Source organism: Rhizobium indicum (assembly GCF_005862305.2).
Classification (GTDB): domain Bacteria; phylum Pseudomonadota; class Alphaproteobacteria; order Rhizobiales; family Rhizobiaceae; genus Rhizobium; species Rhizobium indicum.
The window spans coordinates 2,701,395-2,724,289 of sequence record NZ_CP054021.1; the positions used below are offsets into that span (position 1 = coordinate 2,701,395).

Below are 22,895 nucleotides of genomic sequence, written 5' to 3' on the forward strand. Positions count from 1 at the left end.
TAGTCCGGATTGCCCCTTTCTCAACGATTGTGGAACGGATCATGACAAGCATCCTCACCAACAACGCTGCCATGGCAGCGCTGCAGACTTTGCGCGGCGTAAACGATAGCCTCAAGGACACCCAAGGTCGCGTTTCATCGGGTTATCGTGTCGAAAAGGCGGCTGACAATGCCGCGTATTGGTCGATTGCTACGACCATGCGTTCTGACAACAAGGCGCTTTCGGCCGTCTCCGACGCGCTCGGGCTTGGTGCAGCCAAGGTCGATACCGCCTATTCGGCCATGGATAGCGCTCTCGATGTCGTTAGCGAAATCAAGGCCAAGATCGTCGCCGCCACGGAAAAGGGCGTCGACAAGACGAAGATCCAGCAGGAACTCGACCAGTTTCAGGAGCAGCTGCTCAGCATTGCCCAGTCGGCGTCTTTCTCCGGCGAAAACTGGGTTGCCGGCGCCTCCGGCACGAAGAGCGTCGTTTCGTCCTTCGTGCGCGATGGCAGCAATGCCGTTTCAGTCAAGACGACGGACTACGTGCTCGATTCAGGCACGCTTGGAAACGTGCTTTTCGGCATGACCAGCACCGGTGCGATCGAGACGAGCAGCGGTATCATCGGTACGGCCTTCAACGGAACCTATGGCGGTACGGTCATCGTCATGCCGTCGATATATGCTCTCGACATCACTGGTTTCACCCAGGGTCAGCTCGACGCAGCCCTGGCCGGTATCGAACTGGTTCTCGGCGCCATGACCGCCGCCGGCTCGGCGCTCGGCTCGATCTCGACCCGTATCCAGCTGCAGGAAACGTTTGTCAGCGGCCTTCACGATTCGATCGACTCCGGCGTCGGACGCCTGGTTGATGCCGATATGGAGGAGGAATCGAGCAAGCTCACGGCGTTGCAGACGCAGCAGCAGCTTGCCATCCAGTCGCTTTCGATCGCCAATAGCTCGGCGCAGAACATCCTCACCCTGTTCCGCAGCTAATCGAAACAGGCCATCCGCAACAAAAAACCCGCCGGTCAGCTCATACCGGCGGGTTTTTCATGCGATCTATGATGTCTCAGTACTGATCGTCATCCTCGTCCTTCGGCGCCGAGCGCAGCGAGCTCAGCTTGCGGAAGACGGCATCGGCGTCGATTTCCTTTTCCTTTTCCTCCTCGCGCTCGTAGCTCGGGGTCAGGCGCTCGGTTTCCTGGGCCGATTGCAGCGTCGCGCCAAGCTCGGCAGCGGTCGGCAGCGGACGGCCCTTGGAGGCCTTTTCCACTTCCATGTCGAGATCGATCTGGCTGCAGAGGCCAAGCGTGACCGGATCCATCGGCGCCAGGTTGGCGGAGTTCCAGTGGGTGCGCTCGCGGATCTGCTCGATCGTCGATTTCGTCGTGCCGACGAGGCGGGAAATCTGCGCGTCCTTCAGCTCCGGATGGTTGCGAACGAGCCAGAGAATGGCGTTCGGGCGGTCCTGACGCTTGGAAACCGGCGTATAACGCGGACCGCGGCGCTTGGATTCCGGCACCCGCACCTTCGGTTCGGAAAGCTTCAGCTTGTGGTTCGGATTGGCCTCGGCGCGGGCAATCTCGTCGCGGGAAAGCTGTCCTGTCGAGATCGGGTCGAGGCCCTTGATGCCCTGCGCCGCTTCGCCATCGGCGATCGCCTTGACTTCGAGCGGATGCAGTTTGCAGAACTGCGCGATCTGATCGAAAGACAGTGCCGTATTGTCGACGAGCCAGATGGCTGTCGCCTTCGGCATGAGCAGTGTTTGAGCCATGGATATAGTCCTTCTATCGTCCGCGCCGGTCGCGGTCCGTGGATTGTCACCACAATGTCCGGGAAATATGGCGCTATATAACCGCACTGTCGCAGAATTGCAATTCTTCCGAAATGAAATGACCTTTGTCTAATTGCCGTGGCGATGCGAACTGCTATGAATTGCCGTGATTTCCAGTCCGGGCCCTTCCCAGCTCAATCGGCCCGTCGCATGTCCCATGAGGAGGAGTTGCATGTCGGAGAAGATCTACCCGGTCACGAAGCCGGTGAAGGCGCGCGCCCTGATCGATAAGGAAAAGTACCTGAAATGGTATGAGGAAAGCGTCGAGAACCCGGACAAGTTCTGGGGCAAGCACGGCAAGCGGATCGACTGGTTCAAGCCCTATACCAAGGTCAAAAACACTTCCTTTACCGGCAAGGTTTCGATCAAATGGTTCGAGGACGGTCAGACAAACGTCTCCTATAATTGCATCGACCGTCATCTGAAAACGAATGGCGACCAGGTGGCGATCATCTGGGAGGGCGACAACCCCTATATCGACAAGAAGGTCACCTATAACGAGCTCTACGAGCATGTCTGCCGGATGGCGAACGTGTTGAAGAAGCACGGCGTCAAGAAGGGCGATCGCGTCACCATCTATATGCCGATGATCCCCGAATCGGCCTATGCGATGCTCGCCTGCGCCCGCATCGGCGCGGTGCATTCGGTCGTCTTCGGCGGTTTCTCGCCCGAGGCGCTGGCTGGGCGCATCGTCGACTGCGAATCCACCTTCGTCATCACCTGCGACGAAGGCCTGCGCGGCGGCAAGCCGGTGCCATTGAAGGACAATACCGATACCGCAATTGACATTGCGGCACGCCAGCACGTGATTGTGGAGAAGGTTCTGGTCGTTCGCCGCACCGGCGGCAAGACCGGCTGGGCGCCGGGCCGCGACCTCTGGTATCACCAGGAAATTGCCACCGTGAAGGCGGAATGCCCACCGGTGAAGATGAAGGCGGAAGATCCGCTCTTCATTCTCTATACGTCCGGCTCGACCGGCAAGCCGAAGGGCGTGCTGCACACGACCGGCGGTTATCTCGTCTATGCGGCGATGACGCATGAATATGTCTTCGATTATCACCACGGCGACGTCTACTGGTGTACGGCCGATGTCGGTTGGGTGACCGGCCACTCCTATATCGTCTATGGGCCGCTTGCGAACTGCGCGACGACGCTGATGTTCGAGGGCGTGCCGAATTTCCCGGACCAGGGGCGTTTCTGGGAAGTCATCGACAAGCACAAGGTCAACATCTTCTATACGGCGCCGACGGCGATCCGCTCGCTGATGGGTGCCGGCGACGACTTCGTCACGCGCTCTTCGCGCTCTTCGCTGCGCCTGCTCGGCACGGTCGGCGAGCCGATCAATCCCGAGGCCTGGGAGTGGTATTACAATGTCGTCGGCGACAAGCGCTGCCCCGTCATCGATACGTGGTGGCAGACGGAAACCGGCGGTCACATGATCACGCCGCTGCCCGGCGCCACCGATCTGAAGCCCGGCTCGGCGACGATCCCGTTCTTCGGCGTCAAGCCGCAGCTGGTCGACAATGAAGGCAAGGTGCTGGAAGGCGCGGCCGACGGCAATCTGTGCATCACCGATAGCTGGCCGGGCCAGATGCGCACGGTCTATGGCGATCACGAGCGCTTCATCCAGACCTATTTTTCCACCTACAAGGGCAAGTATTTCACCGGCGATGGCTGCCGGCGCGATGCGGACGGCTATTACTGGATCACCGGCCGCGTCGACGACGTGCTGAACGTCTCCGGCCACCGGCTGGGCACGGCCGAGGTGGAATCCGCCCTCGTCTCGCATAATCTAGTTTCGGAAGCCGCAGTCGTCGGTTACCCGCATCCGATCAAGGGCCAGGGTATTTATTGCTATGTGACGCTGATGTCCGGTCACGAGGGATCGGATACGCTTCGGCAGGAACTGGTAAAACATGTGCGGGCCGAGATCGGCCCGATCGCCGCGCCCGACAAGATCCAGTTTGCGCCCGGCCTGCCGAAGACCCGCTCCGGCAAGATCATGCGCCGCATCCTGCGCAAGATCGCCGAAGACGATTTCGGCGCGCTTGGTGACACTTCGACGCTTGCCGATCCGGCAGTCGTCGACGATCTGATCGCCAACCGGCAAAACAAGGCGACCGCCTGATAGATCGAGCCGTTCCGGTCCCCTTCCGGGGCGGCTTATTTGCTTCCGCGTATTCGATGCGTGGTTTGCGGCATCCAAGCATGTTCACGGGCGAAGCCCTGAGAAGATTGCCGGCGAGGTCACGGCCGCTAGACGCGGCTGAAATACCTGGCGCCCAAAATATCGTTAGCCGGATTCTTAGTTCCATTCTGCTGCGGCCGCAGAAGCCAACAGTAATATTGGCTTAGAAATCGATCGCCCTGCCATTGATTTCGTAGTCGCCGAAGCGCGCCGGCTCGGCTCCGCCGCGGCCGCCGATCTCCGGCTGCAGTTCCAGCGGCTTCTGGCTCTTTCGCCGCTCTTCGGCTTCGGCAAGGGCGCGTCTGGCAGCCGGGGACAGCATCTTGCGCGGCGGCTCCGATCCCTTGGCCATCGGCGTTTCGCTGTTGTCATTATCGGCGTCCTGCATGGCCGTCTCCTGCCGGAAATATTGAAAATGGCTGATGAATAACCAAATCATAATGCGCCGGTGCCGGGATTGAAAGCTTGTGACGCCGAAATCGGAGATGGAGATCCGCCATGAACCTCGTTCGCACTGCCATGTTGCTTGCTTTCATGACGGCGCTTTTCATGTTTGTCGGCTTCCTGATCGGCGGTCGCGCCGGCATGATGATCGCATTTGTCATTGCTGCCGGCATGAATTTCTTCTCCTACTGGAATTCCGACCGCATGGTGCTTTCGGCCTATCGCGCGCAGGAAGTCGACGAGCGCAACGCGCCGGAATTCTTCCGGATCGTGCGCGATCTCGCCCGCAATGCCGGCCTGCCGATGCCGAAGGTTTATCTTTACGACAGCCCGCAGCCGAATGCCTTTGCTACCGGCCGCAATCCCGCCAATGCCGCCGTCGCCGCCTCGACCGGCCTGCTCAGCGCCTTGTCTGCCGAGGAGGTCGCAGCTGTGATGGCGCATGAACTGGCCCACATTCAGAACCGCGACACGCTGACGATGACGATCACGGCAACGCTTGCCGGCGCGATCTCCATGCTCGGCAACTTCGCCTTCTTCTTCGGCGGCAACCGTGAGAACAACAGCAATCCGCTCGGCTTCGTCGGTGTCATCGTCGCGATGATCGTGGCGCCGCTCGCCGCCATGCTGGTGCAGATGGCGATCAGCCGCACGCGCGAATATTCGGCCGACCGCCGCGGCGCCGAGATCTGCGGCAATCCGCTCTGGCTCGCCTCGGCGCTCGGCAAGATCGCGCGGGGCGCTGCCCACGTGGCGAACGAGGATGCCGAGCGCAACCCGGCGACAGCGCATATGTTCATCATTAATCCGCTCTCCGGCGAGCGCATGGACAATCTGTTTTCCACGCATCCGAACACGGAAAACCGCATCGCCGCGCTGCAGGACATGGCGCAAAGCGGCATGAATGTCTCGACGTCGCCGGCTCGTGCTGCTAATCCGTCGCGCAAATCGCGCTCTGTTCCGGATACGGGTCTTGGTCGCGGTGGTTCGCAACCGCCAAAAGGTCCGTGGTCTTGAATTCAGACGGCACGAAGAAGCCATTCCGCAAGCATAAGCCCTCCACCGAGCGATTTGCTCCGGTAAAGCCTGGCTTGCAGGCCCGGGCCGCGGCGGCAAAAATTCTCGCCGCCGTCGTCGACCGCAAGCTGCCGCTCGACGGCGCTCTCGATCATGAACACGGCAATCCGGCCTATAGGGCGCTCGGCGAAAGCGACCGGGCGCTCGTCCGCGCCATCCTGAACACGACGCTGCGCCATTTGCCGCGCATCGATGCCGCGATTGCCGGCCTGCTGGATTCGCCGCTGCCGGAGGGCGCAAGAGCGCTGCATCACGTGCTCGCAATCGGGGCGGCGCAGATCCTCTATCTCGATGTGCCGGATCATTCGGCCGTCGATCTCGCCGTCGAGCAGGCCAATCAGGATCCGCGCAATCGCCGTTTCGCCAAGCTGGTCAACGCCATCCTCCGCCGGCTCGGTCGCGAGAAGGAGCAGGTGCTCGACGCCATCGGCAAGGTCGCGCCGATGCCGGCCTGGTTCATCGCCAGGCTGGAAAAGGCCTATGGCCGGGACACGGCGCTGGCAATTTCGGAATCCCAGCTCGAACCGGCGGCAATCGATCTGACCGTCAAGTCCGATCCCGAAGGCTGGGCGAAGCGGCTGAACGGCGTTGTTTTGCCCACAGGCGGCATTCGTCTCGCCGCCTTCGACGGCGGCATTCCCTCGCTCGAAGGCTTCGACGAGGGCGCGTGGTGGGTGCAGGATGCGGCGGCAAGCATACCGGCGAAGCTTTTCGGCGATCTCTCGGGCAGACGTGCCGCCGATCTCTGTGCTGCGCCCGGCGGCAAGACGGCGCAGCTCATCCTTGCCGGCGGCGCGGTCACCGCACTCGACCAGTCGGAAAACCGGCTGAGACGGCTGCGCTCGAATCTCGACCGGCTCGGCCTCAAGGCGGAGACGATTGCGGCAGATCTGACGACATTCGAGCCGGCGGAGCGTTTCGACGCGATTCTGCTCGATGCTCCCTGCTCTTCTACCGGCACGACACGCCGGCACCCTGACGTGTTGTGGACCAAGGGGCCTGAGGATATCGCCAGGCTGGCGGCGCTGCAGGAGCGGCTGCTGCGTCATGCGCTGACATTGCTGAAGCCGGGCGGCACGCTGGTTTTTTCGAATTGTTCGCTCGATCCTGTCGAGGGTGAGGATGTCGTCGCGCGTGTTCTTTCCGATATGGATGCGGTCGAGCGCGTTCCGATCGGCGCCGGTGACTGGCCGGGCCTTGAGACGGCGATCACGCCGCTCGGCGAATTCCGCACGCTTCCCACCATGCTGAAAATGCCTGACGGCATCGGCTCCGGCCTCGATGGCTTCTATGCGGCGGTGCTGCGGCGCCTGGCCTGATTGCAAGGCGTGAGCGCTCGCGGCGATCTCTCGCACTATACGAGGTGCTTCATAGCCTCACGTCATGCACGCCGTTCTCTCCAAAACCTGCGGCATGATTTCAGGTGAAACGCGTCAATGTGCGTATATTCGAACCTTGTCACGAATTAATTCATTGCGGACGATGAAATCGGCCGCTTTTCACCTATTCTTAACCACGAGGGTCAATAGACAATAGAATATGCAGTCCGGTCGGCGTTTTGCGAGCATGTATGTTCGGGAGGCTTGGCGGCGCGCCTTGCGCCGCGTCGCGTTGTTGCGCCTGAAGCTCTTTCGTCATTCGATCAAGGTGCCCGAGCGTCTGATCGTCGCGCCGACCGATCTCCGCAGCATCGATCCGCATGTGGCCGACGAGATCCTCAACGGACGGTTTCTCCTGGCCGGGCGCATGCTGGAAACCAACGAGAAGTCGCCCTTCACCTTCACCCTGCCCTCGCGCCCCTTCGCGATCCGTCTTCACAGCTTCGGCTGGCTGCGGCATATGCGGGCGAACAAGACGGAGCGTAGTTCGGCTGTCGCCCGCGCGATCGTCGACAGCTGGCTTTCCATCCATGCCGGTCGCATGGAGGGGATTGCCTGGGAAACCGACGTCACCGCCCAGCGCGTTATTGCCTGGCTGTCGCATTCGCCGGTGGTACTGCAGAATGCCGACCGTGGCTTTTATCGCCGCTTCATGAAGTCGCTGGCGTTCCAGGTGAGATTCCTGCACCGGATGGCGCCGTTCACCCTCGGCGGCCTGGAGTTGTTTCGGCTGCGTATTGCGCTCGCCATGGCTTCCGTCGCCATGCCGGCGCGCGCCTCTACGCTCAGAAGGGCGGCGCAGGCGCTCGACCGCGAATTCGATAGCCAGATTCTATCAGATGGCGGCCATGTGTCGCGCAATCCGCGCGTCGGGCTGGAATTGCTGCTCGATCTGCTGCCGCTCCGGCAGACCTATGTCAATCTCGGCCATGACCTGCCGCAGAAGCTGATCTCCGGCATAGACCGGATGTATCCGGCGTTGCGATTCTTTCGCCATCAGGACGGGGACCTGGCGCTCTTCAACGGGGCGACCTCGACGCTTGCAAACGAGCTGATGTCCGTGCTGCGATATGACGAAACCGCCGGTCAGCCGTTCAAGGCCTTGCCGCATTCGCGCTATCAGCGGCTTTCCGGGGGAAAAACGGTGATCATTGCCGATACCGGCACACCGCCTTCAGGAGGCGCGCTTCGCACCGTGCATGCCGGCAGCCTCTCCTTCGAGATGTCGTCCGGCCGCCATCGCTTCATCGTCAATTCCGGTTCGCCGAAATTTGCCGGGCACCGTTATGTCCAGATGGCGCGCACGACGGCGGCGCATTCGACCGTCATCCTCAACGACACCTCGTCCAGCCGTTTTTCGCCCTCGCCCTTCCTGAACCACGCAATCACCGAACCGGTGAGGACAATCACCGTCGAGCGTGCCGAAACCGAAGACGGACGCGACGGCATCAAGCTCAGCCATGACGGTTACCTCAGGGTGTTCGGGGTGCTGCACGAGCGTGAGCTGACACTCAATGCCGCAGGTTCGATCGTGACAGGCCGCGACCGGCTCGTCGTCCGCGAAGGATATGAGCATGACGAGCCCTTGAAGGCCGTCGCCCGTTTTCATATCCATCCTTCGATCGTCCTGCATCAGAGTGACGGGGAGTCCGTGCTGCTGACGGCGCCGGACGGCGAAAGCTGGCTGTTTTCCGCACCTGGCAATGAAGTGCTGATCGCCGAGGACATCTTCTTTGCCGACAGCTCCGGCATTTGCGGCTCGGACCAGATCGAGATCGATTTCGATCTTGCCGAGAAGACCGAAATCCGCTGGTTTTTGTCCCGCAAAGGCTAGAAGCGGATGATTTTGAGCCGAGCAGCCAAAATCGGGATCCCATCCACAGCAAGGAAGTAAAGTACGATGCCGTCCAAAATGGCTCGTGCTTTTTGGCGTCATGCGCTGACGCCTGTTTGCGCGGCGGCAAAGCTGTGCTAACGCGGCGCCAGCATGCGAACATCCCTTGCGGATGTCCTCCCGAAGCCCGAACGGAGAAGGTTTCATGGCCGTCATTTCCAAGAAGATCCCCGCCCCCGACAAGGTCGAAATCAAGACCGCGCTCATCTCCGTCTTCGACAAGACGGGGATCGTCGACCTCGCCCACGCCTTGTCTGCCCGAGGTGTGCGCCTGCTTTCGACCGGCGGCACGTTTAAAGCGATCACCGCTGCCGGTCTTGCCGTCACCGATGTTTCCGCAATCACCGGTTTTCCGGAGATCATGGATGGGCGTGTGAAGACGCTGCATCCAACGGTGCATGGCGGCCTGCTGGCGATCCGTGACGACAGCGAACACCAGGACGCGATGAAAAAGCACGGCATCGAGGGCATCGACCTCGCCGTCATCAACCTTTACCCCTTCGAGGAGGTGCGCGCAGCCGGCGGCGACTATCCGACGACCGTCGAGAATATCGACATCGGTGGTCCGGCGATGATCCGCGCATCGGCCAAGAACCATGCCTATGTGACGACCCTGACCGATCCGGCCGATTATGCCGAACTGCTGGAGCAGCTTTCCGCAGATGACGGCAAGACCGCCTACGCCTTCCGCCAGCGCATGGCCGCCAAGGCCTATGCCCGCACCGCCGCCTATGATGCAACGATCTCGAACTGGTTCGCCGAGGCGCTGTCAATCGACACGCCGCGCCACCGGGTCATCGGCGGTGCGCTGAAGGAAGAGATGCGTTACGGCGAAAACCCGCACCAGAAGGCCGCCTTCTATGTGACCGGCGAGAAGCGTCCGGGTGTTTCGACGGCCGCTCTTCTCCAGGGCAAGCAGCTCTCCTACAACAATATCAACGATACGGATGCCGCCTACGAGCTCGTCGCCGAGTTCCTGCCAGAGAAGGCGCCGGCCTGCGCGATCATCAAGCACGCCAATCCCTGCGGCGTCGCCACCGGATCGAGCCTGGTCGAGGCCTATCGGCGGGCACTCGCCTGCGATTCCGTTTCCGCCTTCGGTGGCATCATCGCGCTCAACCAGACGCTGGATGCCGAAACCGCCGAAGAGATCGTCAAGCTCTTTACCGAAGTGATCATCGCGCCGGATGTCACGGAGGAGGCGAAGGCGATCGTCGCCCGCAAACCGAACCTGCGACTGCTGTCTGCCGGCGGCCTGCCCGATCCGCGTGCCGCGGGCCTGACGGCGAAGACCGTTTCCGGCGGCCTGCTCGTCCAGAGCCGCGACAACGGCATGGTCGAGGATCTGGAACTCAAGGTCGTCACCAGGCGGGCGCCGACGGCGCAGGAACTTGATGACATGAAGTTCGCCTTCAAGGTCGGCAAACATGTGAAGTCGAACGCCGTGGTCTATGCCAAGGACGGCCAGACGGCTGGCATCGGCGCCGGCCAGATGAGCCGCGTCGATTCCGCCCGCATCGCTGCGCTGAAGGCCGAAGAGGCCGCCAAGGCGCTCGGCCTCGCAGTGCCGATGACGCATGGCTCGGCGGTCGCCTCCGAGGCCTTCCTACCTTTTGCCGACGGTCTTCTGTCGATGATCGCCGCAGGGGCGACGGCGGTTATCCAGCCGGGCGGCTCAATGCGCGACCAGGAAGTCATCGATGCCGCCAACGAACACGGCGTCGCAATGGTCTTTACCGGCATGCGCCATTTCCGGCACTGATCGGGCGCGGGCCGTGGCCGGCGCTCTTCCTCGAGTAGGTTCGTCCCTATGCGCGATCGGCCGGGTAGGGCGTGCGGATCAGGAGCACCAGGCCACCAGCGAGGAACAGGATCAGCGTTGCCATTCCAAGCCGCGGTGATCCGCTCATATAGGTCACCAGCGAAAAGAGCAGCGTCGCCATGAAACTCGTGGCGCGCCCCGAAAGCGCGTAGATGCCGAAGTAGCGGCCGGCTTCCTCGATGTTGACGCTGCGGGCGAGATAGGAGCGTGACGAGGCCTGCACCGGCCCGAAGGCGAGCCCGATCAGCAGGCCATAGAGAATATAGGCCTTTTCCGCCGCCGTACCGAAGAGGCCGCCGGAATCCGCCACCGGCAGCGGCATCAGTCCGAACAGGGTGTAACCCGGTCCTGTCGAAATGATGCCGATGGTGGCGAGAAGCAGCATGGTGAGGCTGATGACGACGGTCACCTTCGAACCGACGCTCTTGTCGACGCGGCCGGCGATCAGGCAGCCGAAGATCGCGACGACATTCAGGATGATGCCGTAGATACCGATCTCGATCGTTGCCCAGCCGAACATGCCGGCCGCGAAGATACCGCCAAGGATCAGCAGGCCGTTGACGCCGTCCTGATAGATCATGCGGGCGATGAGGAATGTCAGGATGCCGCGGCGCTCTCTGAGCTCGCCAAGCGTGTTTTTGAGTTCCCGCAAGCCGGAGCGCACCGCGGTGCCGAAGGGAAGACCCTTGCCGACATCGGGCGTGAAGAAGAACATCGGCAGGATGAAGATCAGATACCAGGCGGCCGAGATCGGCCCGGTGATGCGGGCATCCTGGCCTGTCTCAGGATCGAGACCGAAAAGCGGATCGAGGCCGAGGACGGTCTTGCCGCTCTCGGGGCTCGCGGCCAAAAGCGTCACCACGGCAATGAGGACGATGATGCCGCCGAGGTAGCCGAGCCCCCAGGCGGTGTTGGAGAGCCTGCCGACCTCGTGTTTGCCGACCAGGCGCGGCATCATCGAATCGTTGAAGACGATCGAGAACTCGGCCGAGATCGAGGCGAGGATCATGAAAATGACGGGATAGAGAACAGGCGAGCCGGGTGCGGCGAACCACAGGCAGAAGAGGCTGGCGATCTTGATGACCGCGAAGAAGCCGATCCAGGGTTTGCGTGCGCCGGATTGGTCGGCGATCGAGCCGAGGACGGGTGAGAGAAGGGCGATGATCACCGAGGAGATCGTCGCCATGTTGCTCCACGTCGTCTGCGCGGAAACCGGGTCATCGGTCAGGCGGGAAACGAAATAGGGTCCGAAGATAAAGGTCGTGACCACGGTGAAGAAGGGCTGTGCTGCCCAATCGAAGAACATCCACCCCCAGATGCCCTTCTCCGTGGCCTTCGGCGGTTGCGTTCCTGTCCAGTCAATGCGATTCAACATCCGCTCCTTCTTTGACGCGGACTGTCTCACCTCACCCGGTCGCGCGCAAGATCGGTCAGGATACCTGCAGCAACGGTAATACGCGCGAGATTGGGATCGCCGCCGTCGCTGAGGCTTGAAAGTTCCTCGAGGATACGGTTGATGCGGATACGATCCTGCGCATGCCAGGCTTGAACGGGAAGCTTTTCCTTGCCGTGATCGGAAAGGGCCGAGATGACGATGTCGCGCCTTGCACTGGCGATCTGGTCGATGCTGCGGGCAAGCGCCAGATTCTCGTAATGGTCAGAGGTGAGGATCCGCCCGCCCGCCGCCAGCAGCCTGCCGATACGGAAGGTCTGCGACACGGCGATGTAGTTCTCGGCGGCGCGCACCAGGGGTTCGCCGGTGCGCTCGGCGATCTGCATGATCTCCGGCACCAGTGCGAAGATCGGGAGGCTGGCGATGTCGGCGGCGAGTTTTTCGGGCAGGCCCGCCTGGCTGTACTCCGCCTGGCGCACGGCGACCTCGCCGGCCACCTGTCCGGCGAAGGCGGTTTTCAGCTTCTTCAGGGCTGCCTGCAGCCGGCTAATCACTTCCGCCATATCGGCCTTGGTCATGCCCGTTTTCAACAGCAGGCGCGTCAGCACGATAAAGCTGTGGCTGATCTCCTCGTAGATGCGGTTCTGCATCTCGCCTGATATCTTGCCGTCCAGGGCGTCCGTCCCGGCCCAGAGGCTGGTCAGGTCGAAACCGTCTCTAGCGACGATTGCGGCGCGCACCACTTCCGGTGCCGAAGCCGCCGTTGCGTCCATCATGGCGACGGTGAAGCTTGGCCCGCCGCGGTTGATCGCTTCGTTGGCGAGCACGGTCGCGACGATTTCGCGCTTCAGGCGGTGGCCGGCGATATCGCCGGCATTCGACTTCTGCATTTTCACGGGGAAATAATTCGAAAGCGTCGCGATGAAATAGGGATCGTCGGGCAGATCGCTTGCGGCCAGCGCATCGAAGAGCACGATCTTGGCATAGGACACCAGTACGCCGATTTCCGGCCGTGTCAGCGGCTTGCCGGCCGTATAGCGCTCGGCCAGGGTCTGCTCGTCCGGCAGCGTCTCGACCTTGCGGTTCAGCTGGCCGGCGCCCTCGAGCACGCTCATGAAGCGGCCAAGCTCCAGACCGTTTGCCGTCCCCTTGCGTTCCGTCAGCGAGATCGCCAGCGACTGCAGGTAGTTGTTGCGCAGCACCAGGGTCGCCACTTCGCCGGTCATCGAAGAAAGAAGCTGGTCGCGTTTTGCGCGCGTCAGGCGTCCGTCATGCATGGCGGCTGCCAGCGCGATCTTGATATTGACCTCGACGTCCGAGGTATTGACGCCGGCCGAGTTGTCGATGGCGTCGGAATTGCAGCGCCCACCTTGCAGACCGTAGGCGATGCGGCCTTTCTGAGTAACGCCGAGATTTGCGCCCTCGCCGATCACCTTGGCGCGCACCTCCACCGCGGTGATGCGGATCGGGTCGTTGGCGCGGTCGCCGACTTCGGTGTCGGTTTCGGACGGCGCTTTCACATAGGTGCCGATGCCGCCGAACCAGAGCAGGTCGACCTCACTCTTCAGGATCGCCGTCATGATCTCGAAGGGCGTGGCGACAGCCTTGTCGATGCCGATTGCGGCAACTGCTTCCGGCGTCAGTTTGACCGATTTCGCTGCGCGAGAAATGATCATCGCACCCTTCGACAGCACGCTCTTATCAAAATCCTGCCAGCTCGAACGCGGCAGGTCGAAGAGCCGCTGGCGCTCCGTCAGCGTCTTTTCCATATCGGGGTCGGGATCGATGATGATGTCGCGGTGATCGAAGGCGGCAATGAGCCGGATCTTCGGAGAGAGCAGCATGCCGTTGCCGAAGACGTCGCCCGACATGTCGCCGACGCCGGCGACGGTGAAGGGCGTCGTCTGGATGTCGATGTCCATTTCCCGGAAATGCCGTTTCGCGGTTTCCCAGGCGCCGCGGGCGGTGATGCCCATCTTCTTGTGGTCGTAACCGGCCGAGCCGCCGGAGGCAAAGGCGTCGTCCAGCCAGAAGCCGGCTTCCTGCGCCAGTGCATTGGCGGTGTCGGAGAAGGTCGCGGTGCCCTTGTCGGCGGCGACGACGAAATAGGGATCGTCACCGTCGAGCCTGACGGTATCCTTCGGCGGGGCGATGTCGGCGCCAGATATATTGTCGGTGATCGAAAGCAGCGTGCGGATATAGGTCTTGTAAGCCTCGCGGCCAGTATTGAAGATCTCGTCGCGGCTGCCGCCGACCGGGAGCTTCTTCGGATAGAAGCCGCCCTTGGCGCCGACCGGCACGATGACCGCATTCTTCACTTGCTGCGCCTTGACGAGGCCGAGCACCTCGGTGCGGTAATCCTCGGCGCGGTCCGACCAGCGCAGACCGCCGCGCGCCACCTTGCCGAAGCGCAGGTGCACACCTTCGACTTCGACGCCGTAGACGAACATCTCGCGGAAGGGTTTCGGCTGCGGCAGCCCATCGACCAGGTGCGGATCGAGCTTGAAGGCCAACATCGGTTTCGGCGAGCCGTCCGGGTTCTTCTGGAAATAATTGGTGCGCAGCGTCGCATCGACGATGTTGACGTAGCGGCGCAGGATACGGTCGTCGTCGAGGCTCGGCACGTCGGCAAGCTCGGCCTCGATCGCCTGGTGCAGTTCGGCAAGCTTCTTGACGCGGGCCTTCTCCGAAAGCCGGGTGTCGAGTGTGTCGTGGAACAGCCGGAAGATGGCGGCGGCGACGACGGGATATTTATCGAGCGTCGTTGCGATATAGTCTTGCGAATAGGCGATGCCGGCTTGGCGGAGATAACGGGCATAGGCGCGCAGCACGTTGGTCTCGCGTGCCGAAAGCCCGGCCGAAAGAATCAGCCGGTTGAAGCTGTCATTGTCGATCGTGCCGGCGAAGGCGGCGACGAAGGCTTCCTCGAGGGCGGCGCCGTAACGCACCAGATCGATTTCGCCACCATTGCGGGCCTCGAGCTCCATGTCGTGCAGCACGACGAGTTTCTTTTCTCCATCGGCGACCGGCACCCCGATGTCGAAAGTGCGTTCACTGACGACATTGAAGCCGAGATTCTCGAGAAGCGGCACGCGGCGCGACAGCGCCAGCTGGCCGCCGGCGTGGAAAATCTTCAAGGAAAGGATGGGGCCCTGTTCTTCCTGACGATGGTAGAACTGGATGCGCAGCGGTTCGCCGGCGGCGCAGGCACCGATATCGGCGAGGTCGGCCACGGTTTCCTCCGGCGTGAAGGAATCCTGGAAGGCCTGGTCGACGGATATCTTCGGGGCCTTGGCGCCTGACAGCGCCTCGAAACGGTCGTCCCAGCGGGCCGTGATCTCGCGGATCACCTGCTCGAGTTTTGCCTGCGGAATGCGTGGCGTCTTGCCGCCCGAGCGGCCGATGATGAAATGCACGCGCGCCACGCCGCCTTCCGGGAAAGCCGGGTAATAGGCGGAGACACGGCCGTCATAGACAGTCTTCAGATAGGTGCCGATCCGTTCGCGGACGATCGAATCATATTCCTCACGCGGCACATAGATGATCACCGAGACGAAGCGGTCGAAATGGTCGATTCGCGGCAGGACGCGGACGCGCGGCCGATCGGCCAAGTCGTTGATCTGTTCGGCAAAACTTGCAAGCAGCGTCGTGTCGATCTGGAAAAGATCGTCGCGCGGATAGGATTCCAGGGTGTTGTCGAGCATGCGGCCGGAATGGCTCATCGGGTCGAAGCCGAAATGTTCCTTCACCTTGTCGATCTTGGAACGCAGCAGCGGGATTTCCGAGGCGAGCGAGGTATAGGCCGTCGAGGTGAAAAGGCCGACGATGCGCAGCTCACCGGTGACGTTGCCCTCCGCGTCGAAGCGCTTGACGCCGACATAATCCATATAGGCGCGGCGATGGACGATCGATTTCACATTCGCCTTGGTGACGATCAGGAAGTCGGGGCCGTCGAGGAAGGCAAGGATCTCAGGCGTCGTCGTCACGGCGTCCTTGCCGGTGCGCAGCACGAGAACATCGGGGTTGGAAAGGATGCCGAGGCCAGCACCCTTGTCGCGCTCGACCCTGGCATCGGTCCCCTTGCCGGAATAGACATATTCCCGCATGCCGAGGAAAGTGAAATTCTCATCGCGCAGCCAGGTCAGGAAAGCGACGGCTTCGTCGCGATCGGCCTTCTTCCGGCTGGCGCCGTTGGCCGCAAGCTCGGCGATCACTCCGTCGATCTTGGAAAGCATCGGCTTCCAGTCGAAAACCGACAGGCGGACCTGTTCGAGGACTTTTTCGATGCGTTTGACGAGATCGGCGGCCTGGGCGGAATTGAGGGGCGCTATATGAAGCTGGATATGGCTGACGCGGTTGGCCGGATCGCTCGGGTGATCTGCGGAATACGTCGTCAGCGCCTTGCCCTTTTCCATGACAAGGATGGGATGCACGGCCATGAACAGGTCGCGGTAGGTGCTCGTCACTTCGCCCATGACCGATTCAAACAGAAAAGGCATGTTCTGGTCGGTGACTGAAAGCACCGAGACGGCGATGCCATCAGGCGTCACATCGGCAATCGTGTCGATGCCGACGCGGGGCGCCTTGCCGTTCCAGGCAGCAAGTTCCTTTGCCGAATGCACCGCGGAGAGCGCCAGCATTTCCGGTGTATAGAGTTCGAGATCGTCATTGCTTGCCCGGCCGAAGAGAATTTCCGGATCGAGATGCGCCTCGCCTGTCGCCTTGGCGATCTTGCGCGCGCTTTCGATCTGCTTTTCCCGTTTCGGATTGTTTCTGGCAGCCATGGATCGCCTCCCTCAATGTCTGATTTTTTGCAAGCTAGCAGAAGATTCTTCGAAAAAATCTCTAAAAGAGCGGTCCGAAGGATTGTTTTGACGCTTTTTTGGCGCGGGAAACGAGAAATTGTAAGAGATTTTCCGCTTTCTTCGCCAAGCGAAAGCGAAAGTCCCGTCTTCCGGTTTTTCGTTCCGCCGAACATTTCCACGCCCGCATGAAGAATGGTTGACAGCGTGGCGTCAAAAAGATCATCAAACGCGGTCATCATTCGGATCTTGGATATCATGTCGGAAAATGCAGCGGGCGCAGTCATCGTCATTTCCAGCCATGTGGTGCGGGGCTCGGTCGGAAACCGGGCAGCCGTCTTTGCGCTGGAGACGCTCGGTCATCCGGTCTGGGCCTTGCCGACCATCGTGCTGCCCTGGCATCCCGGCCACGGCCGCTCGACGCGGCTGACTTTTGCGGAAACGGATTTCGACGCGGCGATCGACGATCTGATCCGCGCGCCCTGGATCGGCGAAGTCAAGGCGGTGCTCTCGGGCTATTTTGGCAATGCCGCCCAGGCGCGCTCCGTCGCCCGGCTGATCGGTGCGCTGAGGCAAAACAATCCCGAGCTGCTCTATGTCTGCGATCCCGTCATGGGCGATCTCGGCGGCCTTTACGTGCCGGAAGCGACCGCTGAGGCCATTCGCGACCATCTCATTCCGCTCGCCTCGCTCGCAACGCCGAACCGCTACGAGCTCGCATGGCTTTCGGGGGCAGCCCTCGAAGACAACAGCGCGATCATGGAGGCGGCGCTCGCGCTCGGACCATCGCGCATGCTCGTCACTTCGGCGGTGCCGATGATGGCGGGTGGTACCGGCAATCTCTATCTTTCCGGCCGTCACGCCCTTCTTGCCGAGCATCGTGTTGTCGAGAACCCGCCGAATGGTCTCGGCGACCTCATCGCCGCCGTCTTCCTGTCGCGCCTGCTCTCCGGGATCGAGGACGAAAAGGCACTGCAGCTTGCCACCGCCAGCGTCTTCGAGGTGCTTGCGCGTGCCGTCAAGCGCGGCAGCAACGAGTTGATGCTGGCAAGCGATGCTTCCAGTCTTTCGACGCCGATGGCCATGGTGCAGATGCGCCGCCTCGTGCACCCGGCGCAGCGGCGGAAAAAATGACGCATCTGCCGATATGCTCATTTTGCAGTGCAGCAGTTGATCTTGTCTTCGGCGCGCGCTAATCCAGAAGCATGCAGCGTTTTCCAAATCCCCTTCTGGACGGCTATCGCAACTTTATGAACGGGCGTTATGCCGACGCCCGCGACAGGTATCGGCAGCTTGCCGAAAACGGTCAGAGTCCCCATACGCTTGTCATTGCCTGTTCGGACTCTCGCGCGGCACCCGAGCTGATCTTCGATGCCGGCCCGGGCGAGCTCTTCGTCATCCGCAACGTCGCCAACATGGTGCCGCCTTACGAGCCGGACGGTCATTTTCATTCGACCTCGGCCGCACTCGAATTTGCCGTGCAGGTGCTGAAGGTCTCGGATATCGTCGTCATGGGCCACGGCCGCTGCGGCGGCATCCGCTCAGCACTCGATCCGAATGCCGAGCCATTGTCGCCCGGCGATTTCATCGGCCGCTGGATGTCGCTGGTCAAACCCGCCGCCGAACAGATCCAGAGCAACGACGTGATGACAGCGGCCGAGCGGCAGACGGCGCTGGAGCGTGTCTCCATCCGCAATTCGATCAACAATCTCAGAAGCTTTCCCGACATCAAGGCGCTCGAGGAAGCGGGAAAGATTCATCTCCACGGTGCCTGGTTCGACATTTCGACCGGTGAACTCTGGGTCATGGACGCCGAGACACGCGACTTCATTCGTCCCGAAATCTAGGGACATGCCAGTTTATCAGTTTTTTAAGGATTGTTGTTAAGCTCGCCGTCAATTGGTCGCGCACGACCGACGTTTTGATCACCGTGGCGATTGGCGATGAAGTTCGAAACCATCAAAAGGGTTATCCTGGCCGCCATCATGCTGCCCTTCGTCTTCATGCTCATTGAAGGCGTCGTCGTCATACGTTCTTCGGTCAATCAATACTGGAACCTCGAAAAGGACCGGCAGTTCGCCGATGTGCTTGCCCGTGGCGGGTCGATCGCCGCAACGGAGATTCTGACTGAGATCGGCGCCACCCGCCGCTACCTCGCAGACCCCAGCAGCAGGACTGCCATCGACATGCAGCAAAGCCGGGTGACGCTCGATCGCGAACGCCACGCTTTTTATGCCAGCCTGCCCTCCCGCGATGCGCTCGACGAGGGGCTCGTCGGCGAATTATCGATTCTCAGCCTTGCCTACAGCCGCATCGTCGCGGCGCGCAGCGCCGTAGACCAGGGGCGTTATACCGGCAGTGATCCCGGTTCCATCTACTGGTATGCGGCTCTCAAGCAGCTTGCCGTCGTCGATGCGCTTTCGCCGCTGATCAGCGATCCGGTGCTGCTTGAGAAATCCAACCAGCTGATGGGTATCCTGCTGACCTATTACGGCGAAAGGCTGATCACCGGGATCGGCACCCGTTATCTCAACCAAGGGGCTTCCGCCAGATTGCCGGTGGAGCTTTTCGTACAGGGCAAGGTCATGCTCGGCGAGGGCATGGATCACATGGTTTTCCATTCCTCCGCGCCGGTCGTGCGCCACATCGTTGCTTATCTCGGCCGCAGCAGCCAGGTAAAGGCGAATGCGATCACCGATGCCATTCTCGCCGGATCGCGGCCGACACGCGCCGTGCATGACGTCTGGGCCGCCGCGCAGAGCGAGCGCATGACCTTCCTGCAGCAGAAGATGATCGAGGCCGCAAAGGATATTCATGAGACCGGCGAAAGCCTTTCGACGCGCTCGCACATACACCTGACACGGATCCTGGCGCTGTGTGCCGGCCTGCTGATACTCGCCACATTGGTGCTGCTGCTGGCGGCAAAGGGCCTGCGCCTGATCGACCGGCTGACCCAGGATCGGGAGACGCTGGTGGGCGAGTTGCGCAGCGCCGCCCAGACCGATCTTCTGACCGGCCTTTACAACAGGCGCGGCTTCGAGGTCGCCGCATCCGCACTTCTCACACAGGCCGAGCACGGATCACGCTGGATTTCCGTCGTGCTGTTCGACCTCGATCATTTCAAGAAGATCAACGACCTTCACGGGCATGACGCCGGCGATGCCGTGCTCCGGCATGTCGCGGGCGTCGCGCGTGAGAATTTTCGTTCCTTCGATCTCTTGGTGCGCCATGGCGGCGAGGAGTTCCTGGCGCTTCTGCCGGATTCGACGCCTGACGATGCTGCAATCGTTGCCGAGCGTGTGCGGCTGGCGATCGAGGCGGCGGAAATCCCCCTGCCGAGCGGCGATGTTCTCAAGGTGACGGCGAGTTTCGGATGCGCCGGACGGGCAAATGAAGCCACCAACCGGAACTTCGAGGATCTGGTCAAACGCGCCGACCTGGCGCTTTACGCCGCCAAGGCCTCCGGCCGCAATTGCGTCGTCTCGGGACCAATCATCCAGGCCCCGGTGCAGGAGGAGCGACGCAAGGCGGCTTCCGGCGGCGGCTTTGATTCCCGCAAATGAAAAACGCCGCATATCGCAGCGGCGTTTTCGCGTATTCTATCGGGCCTATTTGCCGTCGATCTGCTGACCGATATAGGCGATCGCCTGCTGGTAGACGCTGGCGGCGTTCCAGCCCTGGATGGCGACGAAATTCGGCTCTCCCGGCTGATAGCCGGCGCCGGCGCGCCAGCCGTGGCCCTTGAGGAAATTCGCCGTCGAGGCTAGTGCATCGGCGCGGGAACCGACCATGTCGACGCGGCCGTTGCCGTCGCCGTCGGCGCCGAAGCGCACGACATTGCGCGGCAGAAACTGCGTCTGGCCGATTTCACCATGGGCAGCGCCCTTGGCCTGTGGGCTCAGATAACCCTCGGAGACGAGCTGGAGTGCTGCATAGAGCTGGTCGGTGAAATATTGCGAACGACGGCAGTCATAGGCAAGGGTCGAAACAGCCGACAGCGTATGCTGGTTGCCCATGTAGCTGCCGAAACCGGTCTCCATGCCCCAGATCGCAATCAGCGGGCCGGCCGGAACGCCGAAACGGCGCTCGATCGAGGCAAAAAGCGCCTGATTGGCGGCCTTCATGCTGCGACCGCGGGAGATGATCGCGGCACCGCCGCGCTTCTGCATGAAAGCGTCGAAGGAGAGCTTAAAGCTCTTCTGGCCGCGGTCGGCGGCAATCGTCGGCCTGTTGTAATTGACGTTGGCGAAGGCGCGGTCGAGGACCGAGCGGCTGACGCCGTTTGCCGCCGCTTCCTGCTTGAAGTCGGCGACCCATGCACCGAAACCGCTGCTATTATTACCGCATTGAGCGCCCTGGGCCGCTGCCGGCAGCGCGTGGAGGACGCCCGCCATCGTCAACGCCGCCAGAAAGAATGTTGTCATGCGCATGAGAAACCCCGCTTCCGATCTACTGAAGCGCGCCGCGGCCGATCGGGGCCATTCGACGCGCTCAAAGTCTTCGTTCTGTTCATGTCGCTGTCCCGAACCGCTGCACGGTTTTGGACGGCATGCTTTGGCTTGACGCCGGGCAGAATGCCAGCCGAAGGCGATCTTGTCACGACCACCTTTTTCAGCAAGCGCTTATGGACAGAAGCGTCCACAATTCGGCAAAAAGCCCTGCCTCATCATCAGCAGGGCTTTAGCATATTATGGTTTACAAATGGTATCAGGCAGCCTGCTTGCGCGGCTTGACGAGACCACGATTGACGAGCAGCTCGGCGATCTGGATGGCGTTCAACGCAGCGCCCTTGCGCAGATTGTCGGAGACCACCCAGATGTTCAGGCCGTTTTCGACCGTCGCATCCTCGCGGATGCGCGAAATGTAGGTCGCATCCTCGCCGGCGGATTCATAAGGCGTGATGTAGCCGCCATCCTCGCGCTTGTCGATGACGAGGCAACCCGGTGCATCGCGCAGGATGTCGCGGGCCTGGTCGGCGGTGATCTCGTTTTCGAATTCGATGTTGACCGATTCCGAATGACCGATGAAAACCGGCACGCGCACCGCGGTGCAGGTCACCTTGATCTTCGGGTCGAGCATCTTCTTCGTCTCGGCCAGCACCTTCCATTCTTCCTTGGTGTAGCCGTCCTCCATGAAGACGTCGATATGCGGGATGACATTGAAGGCAATACGCTTGGTGAATTTCTTGTTCTCGATCGGATCGGCGACGAAGACGGCGCGTGTCTGATTGAAGAGCTCGTCCATGCCGTCCTTGCCGGCGCCGGAGACCGACTGGTAGGTCGAGATGACGACACGCTTGATCTTGGCGAAGTCGTGCAGTGGCTTCAACGCCACCACCAGCTGGGCGGTCGAGCAATTCGGATTGGCGATGATGTTGCGCTTGGTGAACTGGCTGATGGCATCCGGGTTGACTTCCGGCACGATCAGCGGCACGTCGGCGTCGTAGCGCCAGGCCGAGGAATTGTCGATGACGATGCAGCCCTGCTGGCCGATCTTCGGCGAGTACTTCTTGGAGACCTCGCCGCCGGCCGACATCAGGCAGATGTCGGTATCGGAGAAATCGTAATTCTCCAGATTGGAGACCTTCAGCGTCCGGTCACCGTAGGAAACCTCGGTGCCCTGCGAACGCGAGGAGGCGAGTGCCACGACCTCATCGGCGGGGAAGCCTCGCTCCGAGAGGATGTTGAGCATCTCCCGGCCGACATTTCCGGTTGCTCCCGCAACTGCTACTTTGAAACCCATTTCTCAAGCTCTCTTTCTCTTCTCTCCTCTTGTCCGGTGAGGGGAAAGGCGCGACTAATCGCGTCTTCCTGTCCCCAGCCGAGCCGGGGAGAGAGCGGCAGGCCAGAGACGTCAGACGGTTTTCGTCGTCGTTTTGGCCTTGGTTTTGGAAGAAACCGGAACGGCAATGTCCACCCCGGCAACTCGTGCCCGGTCATTGCATTCGGCAATGGCGTGTTCGTCGCGAACCATGGAGATTCCTTTTCCGCTGTTGCTCTTAGAAGGTTTTCCACAGGAGTCAAGGTTTTTGCGCTCAGAGCCGGCAGGCGAAAGCGGCGACCGCAATGCTGCGACGTT

General features: G+C 61.4%; 16 protein-coding genes. 9 read left to right on the top strand and 7 right to left on the bottom strand.

What is annotated here, in order from left to right; translation table 11 throughout:
- Window positions 1-41 precede the first annotated feature (41 nt).
- Window positions 42-977 (top strand): flagellin N-terminal helical domain-containing protein, encoded by a 936-nt coding sequence (locus FFM53_RS13390; protein WP_138331968.1) that lies wholly within the window; start codon window positions 42-44, stop codon window positions 975-977.
- A 76-nt stretch (window positions 978-1,053) separates the two neighbouring features.
- On the opposite strand, the gene FFM53_RS13395 is transcribed toward FFM53_RS13390, so the two are convergent.
- Complete coding sequence (locus FFM53_RS13395) at window positions 1,054-1,758, bottom strand: DUF1013 domain-containing protein (protein WP_007632151.1); 705 nt, start codon at window positions 1,756-1,758, stop codon at window positions 1,054-1,056.
- Window positions 1,759-1,990: 232 nt separating this feature from the next.
- Here FFM53_RS13395 and acs point away from each other — a divergent pair, with 232 nt between their 5' ends.
- Window positions 1,991-3,946, top strand: a complete 1,956-nt coding sequence (acs, locus tag FFM53_RS13400) for an acetate--CoA ligase (RefSeq protein ID WP_138331967.1) — start codon at window positions 1,991-1,993, stop codon at window positions 3,944-3,946.
- Between the two features lie 223 nt (window positions 3,947-4,169).
- On the opposite strand, the gene FFM53_RS13405 is transcribed toward acs, so the two are convergent.
- On the bottom strand, window positions 4,170-4,394 hold the full coding sequence (locus FFM53_RS13405; protein ID WP_138331966.1) for a DUF1674 domain-containing protein: 225 nt from the start codon (window positions 4,392-4,394) through the stop codon (window positions 4,170-4,172).
- Between the two features lie 110 nt (window positions 4,395-4,504).
- On the opposite strand from FFM53_RS13405, the gene htpX reads away from it, so the two are divergent.
- The 4 genes from htpX (at window position 4,505) to purH (ending at window position 10,562) form a co-directional block, all read left to right on the top strand.
- Complete coding sequence (gene htpX / locus FFM53_RS13410; RefSeq protein ID WP_138389348.1) at window positions 4,505-5,467, top strand: zinc metalloprotease HtpX; 963 nt, start codon at window positions 4,505-4,507, stop codon at window positions 5,465-5,467.
- On the top strand, window positions 5,458-6,846 hold the full coding sequence (locus FFM53_RS13415; RefSeq protein WP_138389349.1) for an RsmB/NOP family class I SAM-dependent RNA methyltransferase: 1,389 nt from the start codon (window positions 5,458-5,460) through the stop codon (window positions 6,844-6,846). The genes htpX and FFM53_RS13415 overlap by 10 nt, the downstream gene beginning before the upstream one ends.
- A 220-nt stretch (window positions 6,847-7,066) precedes the next feature.
- Complete coding sequence (locus FFM53_RS13420) at window positions 7,067-8,740, top strand: heparinase II/III family protein (protein WP_138389350.1); 1,674 nt, start codon at window positions 7,067-7,069, stop codon at window positions 8,738-8,740.
- A 205-nt stretch (window positions 8,741-8,945) separates the two neighbouring features.
- Window positions 8,946-10,562 (top strand): bifunctional phosphoribosylaminoimidazolecarboxamide formyltransferase/IMP cyclohydrolase, encoded by a 1,617-nt coding sequence (purH, locus tag FFM53_RS13425; protein WP_138389351.1) that lies wholly within the window; start codon window positions 8,946-8,948, stop codon window positions 10,560-10,562.
- Between the two features lie 46 nt (window positions 10,563-10,608).
- On the opposite strand, the gene FFM53_RS13430 is transcribed toward purH, so the two are convergent.
- The gene (locus FFM53_RS13430; RefSeq protein ID WP_138389352.1) at window positions 10,609-11,997 is read right to left on the bottom strand and encodes an MFS transporter; all 1,389 of its coding nucleotides are present in this window, start codon (window positions 11,995-11,997) and stop codon (window positions 10,609-10,611) included.
- Between the two features lie 26 nt (window positions 11,998-12,023).
- On the bottom strand, window positions 12,024-16,799 hold the full coding sequence (locus FFM53_RS13435) for an NAD-glutamate dehydrogenase (RefSeq protein ID WP_138389353.1): 4,776 nt from the start codon (window positions 16,797-16,799) through the stop codon (window positions 12,024-12,026).
- Window positions 16,800-17,075: 276 nt separating this feature from the next.
- Between FFM53_RS13435 and pdxY the strand changes: the two genes are divergently transcribed.
- From pdxY to FFM53_RS13450, 3 genes are all read left to right on the top strand, one after another.
- Window positions 17,076-17,951 carry a pyridoxal kinase PdxY gene (gene pdxY, locus FFM53_RS13440; RefSeq protein ID WP_029874631.1) on the top strand — a complete coding sequence of 292 codons (876 nt, stop codon included), beginning with the start codon at window positions 17,076-17,078 and terminating at the stop codon, window positions 17,949-17,951.
- 71 nt (window positions 17,952-18,022) lie between these two features.
- A complete protein-coding gene (locus FFM53_RS13445; RefSeq protein WP_003544008.1) occupies window positions 18,023-18,664 on the top strand; it encodes a carbonic anhydrase in 642 nt (213 codons plus the stop codon).
- Between the two features lie 96 nt (window positions 18,665-18,760).
- Entirely contained in the window at window positions 18,761-20,380 is a 1,620-nt protein-coding gene (locus FFM53_RS13450) for a GGDEF domain-containing protein (RefSeq protein WP_138331959.1), read from the top strand.
- Between the two features lie 45 nt (window positions 20,381-20,425).
- On the opposite strand, the gene FFM53_RS13455 is transcribed toward FFM53_RS13450, so the two are convergent.
- From FFM53_RS13455 to FFM53_RS36910, 3 genes are all read right to left on the bottom strand, one after another.
- Window positions 20,426-21,247 carry a lytic murein transglycosylase gene (locus FFM53_RS13455; RefSeq protein ID WP_138389354.1) on the bottom strand — a complete coding sequence of 274 codons (822 nt, stop codon included), beginning with the start codon at window positions 21,245-21,247 and terminating at the stop codon, window positions 20,426-20,428.
- A 277-nt stretch (window positions 21,248-21,524) separates the two neighbouring features.
- Window positions 21,525-22,559 (bottom strand): aspartate-semialdehyde dehydrogenase, encoded by a 1,035-nt coding sequence (locus tag FFM53_RS13460; protein ID WP_003543997.1) that lies wholly within the window; start codon window positions 22,557-22,559, stop codon window positions 21,525-21,527.
- A gap of 111 nt (window positions 22,560-22,670) precedes the next feature.
- Window positions 22,671-22,883: a hypothetical protein gene (locus FFM53_RS36910; RefSeq protein ID WP_011654045.1), complete on the bottom strand. Its 213-nt coding sequence runs from the start codon at window positions 22,881-22,883 to the stop codon at window positions 22,671-22,673.
- Window positions 22,884-22,895 lie beyond the last annotated feature (12 nt).